16 protein-coding genes are annotated in these 13,276 nt (G+C 47.2%); 4 read left to right on the top strand and 12 right to left on the bottom strand.

The annotated features are described in order from the left end of the window. Positions 1 to 355 precede the first annotated feature (355 nt). The 4 genes from AM231_RS21290 to yyaC form a co-directional block, all read right to left on the bottom strand. Complete coding sequence (locus AM231_RS21290) at positions 356 to 1,534, bottom strand: class I SAM-dependent methyltransferase (protein WP_053491491.1); 1,179 nt, start codon at positions 1,532 to 1,534, stop codon at positions 356 to 358. A gap of 45 nt (positions 1,535 to 1,579) precedes the next feature. Next, a complete protein-coding gene (locus tag AM231_RS21285; RefSeq protein WP_242615260.1) occupies positions 1,580 to 2,317 on the bottom strand; it encodes a DUF6483 family protein in 738 nt (245 codons plus the stop codon). A 180-nt stretch (positions 2,318 to 2,497) separates the two neighbouring features. Further along, positions 2,498 to 3,280: an alpha/beta fold hydrolase gene (locus AM231_RS21280; RefSeq protein ID WP_054404408.1), complete on the bottom strand. Its 783-nt coding sequence runs from the start codon at positions 3,278 to 3,280 to the stop codon at positions 2,498 to 2,500. 110 nt (positions 3,281 to 3,390) lie between these two features. After that, positions 3,391 to 3,930 (bottom strand): spore protease YyaC, encoded by a 540-nt coding sequence (yyaC, locus tag AM231_RS21275; RefSeq protein ID WP_054404407.1) that lies wholly within the window; start codon positions 3,928 to 3,930, stop codon positions 3,391 to 3,393. A 179-nt stretch (positions 3,931 to 4,109) separates the two neighbouring features. Between yyaC and AM231_RS21270 the strand changes: the two genes are divergently transcribed. Further along, positions 4,110 to 4,337 (top strand): DUF1128 domain-containing protein, encoded by a 228-nt coding sequence (locus tag AM231_RS21270; RefSeq protein WP_054404406.1) that lies wholly within the window; start codon positions 4,110 to 4,112, stop codon positions 4,335 to 4,337. Positions 4,338 to 4,437: 100 nt separating this feature from the next. Here AM231_RS21270 and AM231_RS21265 read toward each other — a convergent pair whose 3' ends face one another. Continuing rightward, positions 4,438 to 5,157: a pirin family protein gene (locus AM231_RS21265; RefSeq protein ID WP_054404405.1), complete on the bottom strand. Its 720-nt coding sequence runs from the start codon at positions 5,155 to 5,157 to the stop codon at positions 4,438 to 4,440. Positions 5,158 to 5,222: 65 nt separating this feature from the next. Continuing rightward, positions 5,223 to 6,227 (bottom strand): asparaginase, encoded by a 1,005-nt coding sequence (locus tag AM231_RS21260; RefSeq protein WP_054404404.1) that lies wholly within the window; start codon positions 6,225 to 6,227, stop codon positions 5,223 to 5,225. 293 nt (positions 6,228 to 6,520) lie between these two features. On the opposite strand from AM231_RS21260, the gene AM231_RS21255 reads away from it, so the two are divergent. From AM231_RS21255 to AM231_RS21245, 3 genes are all read left to right on the top strand, one after another. Next, entirely contained in the window at positions 6,521 to 6,778 is a 258-nt protein-coding gene (locus AM231_RS21255; protein ID WP_053491484.1) for a GlsB/YeaQ/YmgE family stress response membrane protein, read from the top strand. A 49-nt stretch (positions 6,779 to 6,827) separates the two neighbouring features. Next, positions 6,828 to 7,238, top strand: coding sequence for a YtxH domain-containing protein (locus AM231_RS21250; RefSeq protein WP_054404403.1), 411 nt, complete (start codon positions 6,828 to 6,830; stop codon positions 7,236 to 7,238). A gap of 120 nt (positions 7,239 to 7,358) precedes the next feature. Next, a complete protein-coding gene (locus tag AM231_RS21245) occupies positions 7,359 to 7,799 on the top strand; it encodes a DUF5665 domain-containing protein (protein WP_053491482.1) in 441 nt (146 codons plus the stop codon). A gap of 78 nt (positions 7,800 to 7,877) precedes the next feature. Here AM231_RS21245 and AM231_RS21240 read toward each other — a convergent pair whose 3' ends face one another. The 6 genes from AM231_RS21240 to AM231_RS21215 all read right to left on the bottom strand — a co-directional run bounded on the left by AM231_RS21240 (position 7,878) and on the right by AM231_RS21215 (position 13,243). After that, positions 7,878 to 8,858 (bottom strand): magnesium transporter CorA family protein, encoded by a 981-nt coding sequence (locus AM231_RS21240; protein WP_054404402.1) that lies wholly within the window; start codon positions 8,856 to 8,858, stop codon positions 7,878 to 7,880. A 124-nt stretch (positions 8,859 to 8,982) separates the two neighbouring features. Beyond that, a complete protein-coding gene (locus AM231_RS21235; RefSeq protein ID WP_054404401.1) occupies positions 8,983 to 9,753 on the bottom strand; it encodes a sigma-70 family RNA polymerase sigma factor in 771 nt (256 codons plus the stop codon). Beyond that, positions 9,750 to 10,199 (bottom strand): anti-sigma B factor RsbW, encoded by a 450-nt coding sequence (gene rsbW, locus AM231_RS21230; RefSeq protein WP_054404400.1) that lies wholly within the window; start codon positions 10,197 to 10,199, stop codon positions 9,750 to 9,752. Before rsbW ends, AM231_RS21235 begins: the two co-directional genes overlap by 4 nt. A gap of 33 nt (positions 10,200 to 10,232) precedes the next feature. Next, entirely contained in the window at positions 10,233 to 10,556 is a 324-nt protein-coding gene (locus AM231_RS21225; RefSeq protein WP_053491478.1) for an STAS domain-containing protein, read from the bottom strand. A gap of 111 nt (positions 10,557 to 10,667) precedes the next feature. Further along, the gene (locus AM231_RS21220; protein ID WP_054404399.1) at positions 10,668 to 12,347 is read right to left on the bottom strand and encodes a response regulator; all 1,680 of its coding nucleotides are present in this window, start codon (positions 12,345 to 12,347) and stop codon (positions 10,668 to 10,670) included. A gap of 20 nt (positions 12,348 to 12,367) precedes the next feature. Then, entirely contained in the window at positions 12,368 to 13,243 is an 876-nt protein-coding gene (locus AM231_RS21215) for a CheR family methyltransferase (protein ID WP_054404398.1), read from the bottom strand. Between the last annotated feature and the right edge of the window lie 33 nt (positions 13,244 to 13,276).

The raw sequence follows: 13,276 nt of genomic DNA, 5'->3' as shown, positions 1-13,276 counted from the left end.
TACCCCCTTATTCTCCAAGCGATACGCGGTCACATCACCAATGGACAATAGACGGCTCGTCACCGAGGGCAACCATTAGAAATTTCAACTATTCCTAAACTCATGTACATCGTGCGCACTTCTCCTTGTGCGCACGATGCATGGTTCGGGGCATGCTTGGATGGCTGTCGACCATATGTGCTGACTTCTCCCCCCTTAAACATGCCGCCGACAAACGAAATGAAAATTGGAAACGCTCCTCCAGCACTCCCTTGCAACCATCGCCCGGAATAAACCTTGGAATACCGCAATAAAAAAGACGATGAACATGTCAAATTCACACGTTCACCGCCAATTCAGTCTGTATTATGAAAATCTACGTATCCGGCAGCAAGTCCTTGCATGCCCGCTCAAGATATGGCGAGGCGCTTAAAAAGTCGCGGAAAGCCGTATATTCCTGCCACAGCTTATCCCGGTCGCCAGCAGAACCGCTGACTGCCCGGATCAATATATTTTTAGGTGTATGCTCCATATCAATAAACTCCAGCAGCTGCGTCTTATACCCCATCAAATCGAGGAGCTTGGCCCGAATAGCATCCGTGGCCAAGGCCGAGAAGCGTTCCTTCAGAATGCCATGGGATAACAAAGGCTCCATAACAGGACTCTGGACTTGGGAGAACAGCTCATGCTGACAGCAAGGCACCGATAGAATAACCGAAGCTCCCCACCGAACCGCTTTTTCCAGTGCCGCATCTGTCGCCGTATCACATGCATGGAGCGTAACTACCATGTCCACCTGCTCCAGCTCGTCATATTCTGCAATGTCGCCGACAAGAAACCGCAATTGGGTGTAATTCAGTTTTTTCGCCAGCATACTGCAGTGTTCGATGACATCTGCCTTGAGATCCAATCCGACAATATTCAGCTTTCTGCGCGCAGTAATCGCCAAATAGTGATACAAAGCGAAGGTGAGATACGATTTACCACAACCAAAATCAACGATCGTGAGCGGCCGATCCTCCGGCAAATGAGGGAGGACATCTTCAACCATCTCCAGGAATCGGTTGATCTGCTTGAATTTATCGTATCTGCGGGCAAATACTTTGCCCTCTTCGCTCATGATGCCGAGCTCCACCAGAAACGGAACCGGCTCTCCCTCTTCCAGAATATATGTTTTTTTGCGATTATGAGACAAGTCCGTCTTCTGCTTGGAGGCGGATTTGGTCAGAATCGAAACCTTGTATTTCTTCGAGATCAGCACCTGATAGTCCGCTTCCGGTGTATACATCATGGCTTGGCGGAATACGTTCTCGAACATGTCGATAAGTACCGCCTCGGCCTCGTCTGCAGGCACATTCTGATGGGTAACTTTCGTTCCGGAGTAATAGGCGAACTGATAGTGCAGCTTGTTATTCTTAAGCTCGACTGGCTTGACCGTAACCTTGCTGTACGTCATGCCTTCCCGCTTGCGGAGCTGGCTTAACGTAGCCGTGATTAAAGTGCCTTCTTCCATGATGGTGTGAATCAATTTTCTTAATGCATCCAAAAGGTACATCTCACTTTCTTTATGTTAGTCGATATGTTGATTACGAAGGATAAGCTACTTATTCCCCTCCGTTAGATGCAGACAGCGGCGGTTAAGCTCGTCGATGCCTTCGTGGACCTCCTCCAGCGGAAGCCCGCCCCTTGCCAGATCCTCCGGCAGCTTCAGCAATAATCTTTCATAAAAAGAGATTGCCTCGTCATATTCCATATAACCGTTATCCAGCAGCTGGTACAGCATATTCTCGGCTTCTGCATACATCCCCTGCTGCTCTGCGTAGGCATAGTAATCCCGCTGCGCCGTTTCGGGCAAAGCATACGCCTTTAATTGCTCTTTCACCAAGCCGATCCGTTCCTCGAGCCTGATCAGCTTCATGTCTGCCCCTTGCAGGGCTGACTTCAAATATAACTGAAATACTTTGATATAGAGCATAATCGCTTCTTCTTCACGTTCCAGCTCAAGCAGTAATGATGCTTCTTCTTCCAACAGTCTAGCAGCACTCTGCAGCTTGTCCGCTTCCAGATAACCATGATTACGAAATAACTGTTCAATATCAGCAGCAGACAAGGAACGAAGCAGTTCTGAGTTCAACCGGAACTGCCGTTTGAACAGCTCATCCAGCTCCCATAAAGCTTCCGTGTGTTTACGCTCCTGCTTAAGCGAAAACACCTTGGCAATCATCTGTGTCATATCCTCAATTAGCCGCACGAGATAATCCCTGCGAAACATTCGCTCGCCCCCAGTCGGCACCCATAGCGGATGCTGATGTTGATGTGCCCATCTTCTTTGGGCCAAGAAACCGATTCGGCACGTTTAAATTGTAGGCTATTCGGAACCAGAATTCCAGTGGGCTCCGGTCCTACCCATTCTTCTCTTCCCAGGGCTGCAGGATTCAACTTCCCAAAATGAATAAACGGATACCTCTCTCAGGAGAGGTATCCGTTTATTATACAAGATGCGACAATGGTCCTGCCTTTATTCATGCTCAAGCTGATTCATAAAAGAAGTAATCACTTCACCAAGTTTTTCTGGCTGCTCCATCATGCTCATATGTCCCGCACCCTCAATCACGACTCGAGTTACATTCTCATGGTCTGTCGTAAAAGTACGCTCGGCGGGAATCAAACCGTCCTGATCTCCCGCCACAAGCAGGATAGGCAATACAGATGCTGAAAGAACATCACGTCGGTCCGGACGCTCACGCATCGCCAGCGCCGCTCCGATCGCTCCCTGTGGAGGTGTCAAATAGCCGATCTCCTTCGCCCGCTGAATACATTGCGGGTTCGTATCCGGAGCGAATAAGCCAGGCACCAATCCATCAACAAAAGCCGTAATGCCTTCCCCTTGAATGGTACTGACGGCCTTCACCCGTCTCTCCTTCGCTTCTTCGGAATCCGGGTACGCTGTGGAATGAATAAGACCGAAGCCGCTCAAACGGGAAGCATAGCGCTGGACAAACGAGAGCATTATATATCCTCCAAGGGAATGTCCGAGCATGGTTGCTTTCGGAATATCAAGCTCATCCATTAATAACAATACATCGTCTGCCATCTGTTCTATAGTATAAGATCCCATCGGTGCGTCAGACCGCCCATGACCCCGGAGATCCGGCACAATAACCCTGAAGCCTGAAAGAAATGGCAGCAGCTGCTCCCAATAGGCCGAGCTTCCGCAGAAGCCGTGAAGCAGAATGAGCGGCTCGCCTTGTCCCTGATCAACATAGCAAATTGTGCTGCCGTTGCATTGTACTTTTTCCATCGCGATACCCTTCTTTCTATTCAGCGGGTGTGTACGTAAAGGTGTACACCCATTATTTTATAAAGAATGATCTATTATTAAACAAAATTGCTCTGACTGAAACGCATGTCCTACGCCCTAAGGCCAAAGGCTGAAGCGGCTATCTTCGCTAATTGCTCCGCCATCCCCATCACCTCGTAAAGAGACGTCACCTGGAGGGTCCAGTAAGGCTTGGGGCCATGGACGTTCACCACTGCTGCCACGCTGTAATCTCCCACTGCCGGAAGCTTCCCTCCGACGGATTGAGCAGGCGTCAGCGCCCCTTCACTTGCAAAGAAGCAGCCGACGGATGAGGGTTGCCCGAGACAAGCATCGATGGCTATAATAATTTTATCCTCGGGTATTCCGCTCAATTTCGTCTCGAGGTTCAAAGCATCGCATGGCTCGGGCAAAGTCCCGATCACATGGGGAAAGCCGTATTCCTTAAGTCTGCTTCCTGTCAGCGGCCCGAGTGCATCTCCAGTGGATCGGTCGGTGCCAATACATAAGAACACAATACTGTCCAGCGCATGCCGCTGGGCAATTATATGAAAAAAATCCGTTAGTTCGCAGCCCGACATTTTGATTTTGGCAGCATGCACGCTTGGTGTTTTACCGACTTGCTCGCTCATGACGGACCTCCTCATTCATTTCATCCGCTGCTGTCATCCCCTGCACGTTAATTGGTTTTCATTGATTTTAACCTAACCCTGTCCCTAATGGCAAAAGAATTGGTCGAGCCGCATAATTACATGGTACAATACAGGGATGAATATCGTAATCCGCCTAGGAGAGGATGGTGTTAGTAATAATGGATTTGAACATTAAATCTCAAGAAAATGTCGAGTATATGATTGAGCAGATTAAGAGCAAGCTTCGGATGGCCACCGGGGCTGCAATGCAAGCCTCTGCCTTTTCAGTTAACCAATATGATGATATTTATGATTTGTATGATATGGTCATGAATAAACAAAACCTCAGCATATCAGAAGTGGAGGCTGTCGTGTCCGAGCTCGGACAGCTCCGCGGAAATCGTTAAAATCGGTAGATCTAACCTTATTGCTTATCATTCGCCTGAAAGAGCACAGCCCCCGGAAGTTCGCATATCTTGCGAACTTCCGGGGGCTGTCTTTGATCCGCTATGGCATGTCAATCAGGATGACTTCCGAGCTTCCCTCACTTGAGTTTCCCTTAAACGTAAGATTATGGCGACGCTGGATCCGCGCCGCATCTCCGGCCTTAACATCAAATACCCCGTCGTCCGAGGAAATTTCGATATGACCGCTGGTCACATATACGTGCATTCTTCGGTCCTCGGCCAGACTGTATTCGAGCACTTCTCCTGTCTCCAGCACGCTAGCGTACATGACCATATCCAGCGACTGCGGGGAACTCAGCTCACCGCGGCTTGAGCCCAAGAGCGGGAGCAGTCGGTTTAATCGCTCCTCTTGCGTATAAATCTCCTGATAGTGGCTCGTCTCCAAGCCCGGTTCAGCAGGTAAAAACCACATCTCAAGATAGCGCACTGCTTCGGATGCGGAAGCATTACGCTCCGCATGATAAACGCCGGAGCCTGTATTCAACACATGAATCGTTCCCGGTGTCAAATCCGCCTGTTTCCCTGTATCATCCTCATACGTTAACGTGCCCTCTAGCACAAGATGTACTATCACCAGATCATGATGAAATCTGCGATCAAACCCTTCCATAGGTTGAAGGGTATATTCATTATGTGCCAGTAGACTTCCAAAATGTTCATTGTGTGGATCTATATAATCACCAAAAGAAAAGCTGAATTCACTATGAATACCGTCTTCATGGGTAGTATGTCTTTCCGCTGCCGTCATGATTTTAATCATGTCCGGTCACCTCCGCCGTTTTTACTATTCAATACCCCAGTGGTTTACGCTCTAATCAGCGTTCCTTATAAGCGGGTTAGCGTAAATGCGGTTTCCGTTTTGCCTACCTTAAGGCCTTCGTCATTGATTAAATCCTTGGGATAAGCAGACTTCAGACGTTCGATGGTGCTTTTATTGCTATATCCGATTTGCTCTAATATGGATTCCGCAATCCAGCCCCATTCTTCTTCCGAGCCGTCCGCTATCTTAAAAGAAATCCCCAGCCGCTCCTTCTTCAGTCCAAAGCAATACACCCCTTTGAAACCGCCCTTCGCCACGATATTAGAGTCTTCCAACAGGAGCGTATCCACTTTCTGTTTGCCAGCCACCATATAGGGAGCGGCATTCATGGCTCCCGTAATTCGGCTAACTGCATCCCGAGTCGGTTTATCCTCTATCCGTTCCGGAACTGCGAGCTTCATATAGGCTGTTGCTAATGCACGAAGCGGGAGGGCAAATACTGGCAAGCCGCAACCGTCCGTTCCTAAATGAATGTCACCGGGAGCCAGTCCGGCCAAATCGGTTACCGTTCGAAGAATCTCCTGTTGGAGAGGATGGTCTGGATGGTCATACCCAATTAACGGGTATCCCGCCATCAAAGAGTAAGCCAGCATACCATAATGCTTGCCCGAGCAGTTATGATACCATTTGCTCTTCTCTTTCCCCGCCCGCAGCAGCCGTTCTTTGCTTTCCTCATCAAGAGGCCAGCTGGGAGCACAAACCATGTAAGATTCGCTGATGTTCACCTTATTGGACAAACCTTTCAAAGTTTCGATATGAACGGGTTCTGCCCGATGCGATGCTGTCATCATGGCAATCTCCTCATTCGTTAGCCCGTATTGATCAGCCAGCCCACCACGAATCGCAGGGATCGCTTGCAGCGGTTTTGCGGAGGATCGTGTAAATACGATATAATCCGGGTCTCCCGCATATGCCTGAACGTTTCCTTGTTCATCTACAATACATATATGTCCGTTATGGACGCACTCCACGATGTTCGCCCGATATTCCTTTACCAGTACATTGTCCATGCTTGTGTAACTCCTTCTATATCCGTCTATGCTGCATTATTCCTTTAAATCCCTCGGAATAATCCTTATCTTATGAGGCAATCCGTATCATTCCTTATTCTTGTGTGAGTACGAATCTGTATACAGTATAGTACAAAAATCCATGAATAACAGCATGGCAAGTTCCATAGGGGGTGGACACTTGATTTTGTTTACTGTTTCCTGCTTCTCCTGTTTCACGATGTGGCCTTACGTTTAATTACGAGATAAGCAAGCCCACTTGAAAGACATTGCTCTGAAAAGGAGGCGATCGTATGTGGGGAATCATTATCAGCATCGTGATGGCAATCATCATCGGGATTATCGGGGATGCGCTGGCTGGTCATGAAATGCCGGGTGGAATTATCGGATCCATGATCGCAGGTTTCGTAGGCGCTTGGCTCGGACCTTGGCTTTTTGGAGCGTGGGGCCCGGTTATTGGCGAATTTGCCATTGTGCCCGCTATTATAGGTACAGCCATTTTCGTATTCCTGCTCGGTCTTGTTGCCAAGTTGTTTAGACGCACAGCCTAAATTCTCGTGTTTATATTCATTTTTATATTAAATTAAAGGAGTGAATGTTATGAATAACGCAGAACAAGAATATCCAGTACAAAGTGGTTCCACATTCTTCAAAGGTGCTTTTATCGGTGCTTTGGTAGGGGCAGCAGCAGCGCTGTTGTTCGCTCCAAAACCAGGTCACGAATTGCGTGGTGATTTATCTGAAAAGCTGAACAAGGTTACAGAAAAGTCCAAGGAAGTTGCTTCTACCGTTGGGGATAAGGCTTCCGAACTCGCCAAGACCGTAGGCAGCAAAGCCTCTGATGTCATGACAACCGTAAATGAAGGCCGTCAAAACATTATGTCGAGCGTTAAGGAAGCATCGGCAGATGTTTCGAATGAGGTATCAAATGCTTCCAAGGATGTAAAAGACAACGCAATGGACACCTCTTCTGATGTCAGCCGCGAAATGAAATCGACAACGAATGTTTAATTCGTGAAGTCACGAATAGCCAGCTGACACAGCTGGCTATTTTTGTGCCAGGTCGTGAGAAGTAATGATGTGAATTCCTGGAAATGAACGGGCCATTAGCCTAGAAAGCGGGGATATCTCATGAGTAAAGCCAACCCATATAACAGCGGCTCCACCTTCGCAAACCGAAGCGGGAGTCTGCCCAGACGAGCCGAGGAACAACGGGCAACCGTCGATTCGAACCATTCAAACACGGACAGGCACGCTCGGGAGGCGGAGGAAGTTCAGGAACATCCCTTCGAGCTTAGGCATGAAGTGAGAAAGCTGAATACCCGTCTGGATAAAATTGCTGCCACACTGGAAAAGTCCGAAATGAAAGACATGATCGATAATTATATGAATCCCAAGAAACGCATCATCGCCAACCTCTCGGCCGGACTGGCCCGCGGTTTGGGGCTAACGGTCGGTACTGCACTGGTGCTTGCTCTTCTTGGTTACATTCTCAGTTTCTTCGTCAATGTACCGATGATCGGCGATTTCATCTCAAATCTGCAGGGATATGTAGAGCAAACTAAAAAATGATAGCATATAATTACAGGCCCGGTTCCTTTAACAGGTTACCGGGCTAGAATTTGCTGCTGACAGCTGTTTTTTGCATATTTAAAGGTTCTTATTTTTGGCCTTCACACGAAGCAGATCCCCTGTCCATCCCTTCGCACGCATCCATAGGTACATACCTCCGGTCCACAGGATCGTTAAGCCGCTGATAGCCGTAAATCCCCAAAAGGTTCGAATAGCAGGCAAATTCTCAAAATTCATTCCCCATATCGCGCCAATGACCGTGGCCGGCGTGAATATGACCGTTAAGATTGTGAGTGTCTTCATAATTTCATTCCCACGAAATGCCGATATGGCATCATCTATGGATACCAGCGTATCGATTTCGCGTTCATAGTGGTGCATGAGCTTACCCAGTCGTTCCACACGATGCTGGAGCTGTTGAAACGAAGGACTATGATCCAGCTCCCCGTGATATCCTTCCTTGGAAGCAGCGATTAGTTCCTGAAAAGGAATAAACAAATTGCTCCAATCCAACAATTCAAATCGTGCAGTCAAAATATCATCCATTAAGGATTTGCGGTTATGGACACGCATCTCACTTTCGACAAGCCTCAAGTTATGCTCGAATTGATCCATGCCGGTATGATAATAATGCAGTATTGCCCGGGCTAATACAAACATGCCATCTATGGGTCTCTGACATTGATTAAGCATTGAGAACCTCTCCGAATTAGTCATCACGCAGCGTGTATGTTCATCCAAATTAATCGTAATCAGCACGTTATTGTCTATATAGAAATAGAATTGTTCCAACTTATAGTTGTCGGCGGTGGCATCCATCACTTTATAGATCATGGTCCCCATCATAACGGCTTCTACCCCGTCTCTGAACCGGACGGATAAATAATTACGTTCCTCTAACGAGGGTGCCAGATCAAACCATTCGGCTGTGTAAGGATATTGTACCCGAAGCTCTTCAATCCTAGAGGACTGCCAATGATCAATCTGAACATCGTACCACTCCCACCCTTTCGGAAATGTATGGATATTCCGACTCTCCGTCCCGTTTGACCCCGTCATGATTTCGATACAACTCCTTTCCAAGATTCCGAATAAAATTGGGTACCAAAAAGGCACGCTTTCCCATGATGGAGGAAGCGCGCCTTATGCGTCCATACGTCTGTCTCTACGAGGCTTGTCCATATCAGTAAGAAGAATTGGACATGATCTGCTTCAATTTTTCGGTTGCCCGCTTTTGGATACGCGAGACACTCATTTGTGATACCCCTAACCTCTGAGCGATAGCCCTCTGAGACTGTCCCTCCTGAAATGCCAGCAACAACACTTTCTGTTCTTGCTCCTTCAACTGGCTCATCGCTTGCTGAAGATCCATGCGTTTCTCAACGGAATCAAAATCATTTACATCCGAGCTGATCAGCTCTCCAAGCGTTGCCCCTGTCTCTTCCTGAGACAACGGTGAGTCCAGCGATACATAATGATAGCATTCCCGTCCCGCTAATACTTCAACCGTTTCCTCAACAGAAAGATCCAGGTAGTCTGCAATTTCATTCACATCCGGAGATCTTTCGAGCTTAACCATTAATTCATCAATCGCCTGCTGAACTAAAGCGCCTTTCTCCTTGATACGTCTCGGAACTTGGATGTACCAAGATTTATCTCGAAGGAAGTTCTTCATATGTCCAATCATGCTCTTCATAGCATACGGCTCGAACGGTATGCCAAGGCTGATGTCATATTGCTGAAGCAGGCGGATCAAAGCCATTTGGCCGACCTGATATAAATCTTCATAGAGATCTGGTCGATTTCGCGCAATCTTGCCAGCAGCCATCTTGACCATCGGTTCGTATTTCTTAATCAACACGGTCGCGATCTCGTTATCCTTGGTCTCCTGATACTGTTGTATTAGCTCTACTGCTTCATCTCTTGACTCTTGGGAGGTTACCTTATCGCTCATACTGGCTCCTCGCTTCTTGCGAGCCGCTTCGTCAGCGTAACCTCAGTTCCCTTTCCGGTCTGGTTTGTTACGCTCACCTCATCCATAAGCGCCTCCATCAGATAGAAGCCAAGTCCTCCGATTTGGACCTCGCTGAGATCTTTGTCATGCAGTGAACGATCGCCTACTGCACCCACATTGTCGAAACTCTCCCCTTCGTCTCTGACCGTAATAGATAGCGAATCGGGGGTCACTTGAAACAATACCTCTACCATTCCGCCTTCCTGACTGTAAGCATACAAAACGGAGTTGTTGCAGGCCTCGGATACCGCAACCTTCATATCTTCAATTTCTTCATAGGAGAAGCCCATCTTGGAGGCTATTCCATATAAATTCAGTCTAACGATATCTACGTATTCCGCACTGGCAGGCAAATTAAGCGTTACTCTCTGAACATCTGAATTCATTCTCTTTCGATCCTTTCCTATTGGGAATTCTTCTTACGACTGAAAAAACTTCGCGATGCCCGTCATATCAAACAGCTTTTGAATTTGCGGCGGTACTTCCTCAACTGCAAAGCGCGCCTCCATGCCATGTCTGGCTTTCAGGATCGACAGAAGAATACCAATGCCCGTACTATCAATATATGTCATGTCTTTCATGTTGACGATCAGGTCTACTTCGGAATTGCCAACAAGGGGTTCCATCACCAATCGAAAATCTGGAGCGACAGACAGATCAAGTTCTCCGCTCAAAAACACAGTGCACACACCCTCGTTTAACTGAGTCTTCGCATTGAACTTATCATTCGTTTTTGTATTCATAGACACTCTCTCCCAATAATTTGTTTTCTCTTTACATAACCCGTTATCTTGCTTGTTGAAACAGCTTTGAGGGAAGCAGCCTCTCGCTAATATCTGGAAGATTCCCGCTTGTTAGCCGTTAATCATACGAACCGCACCATGGGTATCGCCCCATTCTATTGATTCTGCAGGCGAAAAACGAGAAATCAGACGCTTCACGCAGCTGATTTTGACGGGCTTGCTAATATAATCATTCATACCTGCATCAAAACACCGTTTTTGGATCCCATCCATCACGTTGGCTGTCATAGCAACCAATACAGGAGCTTCCCCCTCAGGCTTCATCTCCCGGATCCGGCGGGTTGCTTCTAATCCATCCATGACGGGCATCTGTAGATCCATAAAAATCATATCGTAAACTTTAGGGCCCGCAACCATCTCGACCGCCTGTTTTCCGTCTTCTGCCAAGTCTGCTTTGAGTCCCATCTTTTCCAGCATACTGTCCATTAGCTTTCGATTAATCGGATGATCATCCACAATCAGGATATTCGGCTGCCTTTCTCGATGCAGCCGGTATTTATCGGAATGATCCTCTTCCCGGATCCGCAAATCCCCTTGCTCATGCGTGTGGACACAGATCGTGAACACGAAGGTAGCTCCCTGACCTTCTTTGGATTCAACTACGATCTCACCGCCCATCATCTGTACGAGCGATTTACAGATCGCAAGTCCAAGCCCTGTTCCTCCATAACGTCTGGTCATCGAAGAATCCAGTTGAGAAAACGGCTTAAACAACCGATCTAATTTTTCCCCTGAGATGCCAATACCGGTATCCTTTACTGTGAATTCGAGAGTTAACCGGTCTTCTTCGGCTTTGACAAGCGAAGCGACCAAGTATACGCCTCCCTCGTTCGTAAACTTTACAGCATTAGAAACCAGGTTCACCAACACTTGCCGGAGACGTCCCATGTCACCGTACACCATCGTCGGAATTCGATCCTCAATATAACAAGAAAGCTCCAAATTCTTCTTGGAGGCTTCCCCAGAGAACAAGCCAAACACTTCCTGAACACATGACTTGAGATCAAACGGATACTCCTCGAGCTCCATTTTGCCGGATTCCATCTTGGAGAAATCCAGGATGTCATTAATGATATTAACCAAAGCATCTGCGCTATTGCGGATAATCGTTGCGTACTCACGCTGTTCTTCCTGAAGGTCACTGTCCATCAATAGATCTATCATACCGATTACACCATTCATCGGGGTACGGATCTCATGGCTCATCATCGCCAGAAATTCCGTTTTGGCCTTAGCCGCAATCTCTGCTTCTTCTTTAGCCTGCACAAGCTCACGATTCGTCTTTTCCAGTTCCTGTGTCTTCTGATGCAATTGCATAGACTGGATCTTTAGCCTGTTATTGGTTTGATACATATCGACAAAACCCTCGATCTTGGATTTCAAAATTTGAGGAATAAAGGGTTTGACCATATAGTCGATTGCTCCCGCAGAGTATCCTGCGAACAGGTGCTCCGCATCCTTGCTATTCGCAGAAATGAAAATAATCGGAATATCCTTCGTCTTGTCTCTCGCCTTGATCAGCCTTGCTGTTTCGATACCGTCCATGCCAGGCATCTGTACATCGAGAACAATCACGGCAAAATCATACTTCAGAAGATAGCGCAATGCCTCTTCTCCTGAAGTTGCTTTAATAAGCGTGTATTGTTCACTATCCAGTACAGCTTCGAGTGCAAGTAAGTTTTCAGGGCGGTCATCTACCAATAAAATATGAATCGGTTCGTGAAACCCCATAAGTTCCTCCTACATTACTTCTATTTAATCTTCCGGTATATTTTCTCAACCCGGTCCAGAGTCTCGTATGCTTCACTATATTCCGTAAAATGTATGGACTCTTTAGCACCCAGAACAAGAATACCGAAATGGCTTAAACTCTCGTGAAATAATCCATGAACGTGGTCCCGCAGCTGGTCATTAAAATAAATCATGACATTACGGCAAAAGATCACGTTGAATTCGTTAAAAGAGCGGTCGGTCGCCAAATTATGCTCGGCAAATATCATGTTTTTCTTCAAGAACGGTTGGAAGATAACCGAATTATACTTCGCTGTATAGTATTCGGAGAACGAGCGTGTCCCGCCCGCCTCCAAGTAATTCTTAGTGTATTGCTTCATGCGTTTGATGTCGAATACCCCCTCCTTGGCTTGCTGGAGAGAACGTGAATTCATGTCAGTCGCATATATCCGGGATTTCTCATACAGTCCTTCTTCATGAAGCAATATGGCCATGGAATACACTTCTTCACCGGTCGAACATCCCGCATGCCAGATCCGTATATAGGGATACGTACGAAGCAGCGGAACAACCGTCTTCCTGAATGTCAGGAATAAATTCGGGTCCCTGAACATTTCCGTGACCGGAATCGATAGATTATATATAAGCCGTTCAAAACAAGAACGTTCGTGTAGTACTTTATCCTGTAGGGCAGAGATCGTGGAGACGCCTTCGGCATGCACATGGTGCCAGATCCTCCGTCTCAATGAAGGAAGCGCGTAATTACGAAAATCGTACCCATAGAATCGGTGAATTCCTTCTAAAAGAAGCTCAATCTCTATCTGCTCCAGCTCACGCTCACTATCACTATCCTCTATTAATAACAGTTGCTCTTCAGTATGGTCACCAGATGGCATTACGTTTACACCGCTTTCCGAGTGTTATTTGCT

This window comes from Paenibacillus solani (assembly GCF_001277345.1).
In the GTDB taxonomy this organism is placed as follows: Bacteria; Bacillota; Bacilli; order Paenibacillales; family Paenibacillaceae; genus Paenibacillus_AQ; species Paenibacillus_AQ solani.
The sequence above is the reverse complement of the archived record's forward strand: the minus strand, read 5'-3'. Positions and strand labels throughout refer to the sequence as shown.

Coding starts and splice junctions, on each gene's coding strand:
- AM231_RS21290 (WP_053491491.1), bottom strand. CDS start 1,534: ATGTACCTTTTGGATGCATTAAGAAAATTGATTCACACCATCATGGAA.
- AM231_RS21280 (WP_054404408.1), bottom strand. CDS start 3,280: ATGGAAAAAGTACAATGCAACGGCAGCACAATTTGCTATGTTGATCAG.
- yyaC (WP_054404407.1), bottom strand. CDS start 3,930: ATGAGCGAGCAAGTCGGTAAAACACCAAGCGTGCATGCTGCCAAAATC.
- AM231_RS21270 (WP_054404406.1), top strand. CDS start 4,110: ATGGATTTGAACATTAAATCTCAAGAAAATGTCGAGTATATGATTGAG.
- AM231_RS21265 (WP_054404405.1), bottom strand. CDS start 5,157: ATGATTAAAATCATGACGGCAGCGGAAAGACATACTACCCATGAAGAC.
- AM231_RS21260 (WP_054404404.1), bottom strand. CDS start 6,227: ATGGACAATGTACTGGTAAAGGAATATCGGGCGAACATCGTGGAGTGC.
- AM231_RS21255 (WP_053491484.1), top strand. CDS start 6,521: ATGTGGGGAATCATTATCAGCATCGTGATGGCAATCATCATCGGGATT.
- AM231_RS21250 (WP_054404403.1), top strand. CDS start 6,828: ATGAATAACGCAGAACAAGAATATCCAGTACAAAGTGGTTCCACATTC.
- AM231_RS21245 (WP_053491482.1), top strand. CDS start 7,359: ATGAGTAAAGCCAACCCATATAACAGCGGCTCCACCTTCGCAAACCGA.
- AM231_RS21240 (WP_054404402.1), bottom strand. CDS start 8,858: ATGACGGGGTCAAACGGGACGGAGAGTCGGAATATCCATACATTTCCG.
- AM231_RS21235 (WP_054404401.1), bottom strand. CDS start 9,753: ATGAGCGATAAGGTAACCTCCCAAGAGTCAAGAGATGAAGCAGTAGAG.
- rsbW (WP_054404400.1), bottom strand. CDS start 10,199: ATGAATTCAGATGTTCAGAGAGTAACGCTTAATTTGCCTGCCAGTGCG.
- AM231_RS21225 (WP_053491478.1), bottom strand. CDS start 10,556: ATGAATACAAAAACGAATGATAAGTTCAATGCGAAGACTCAGTTAAAC.
- AM231_RS21220 (WP_054404399.1), bottom strand. CDS start 12,347: ATGGGGTTTCACGAACCGATTCATATTTTATTGGTAGATGACCGCCCT.
- AM231_RS21215 (WP_054404398.1), bottom strand. CDS start 13,243: ATGCCATCTGGTGACCATACTGAAGAGCAACTGTTATTAATAGAGGAT.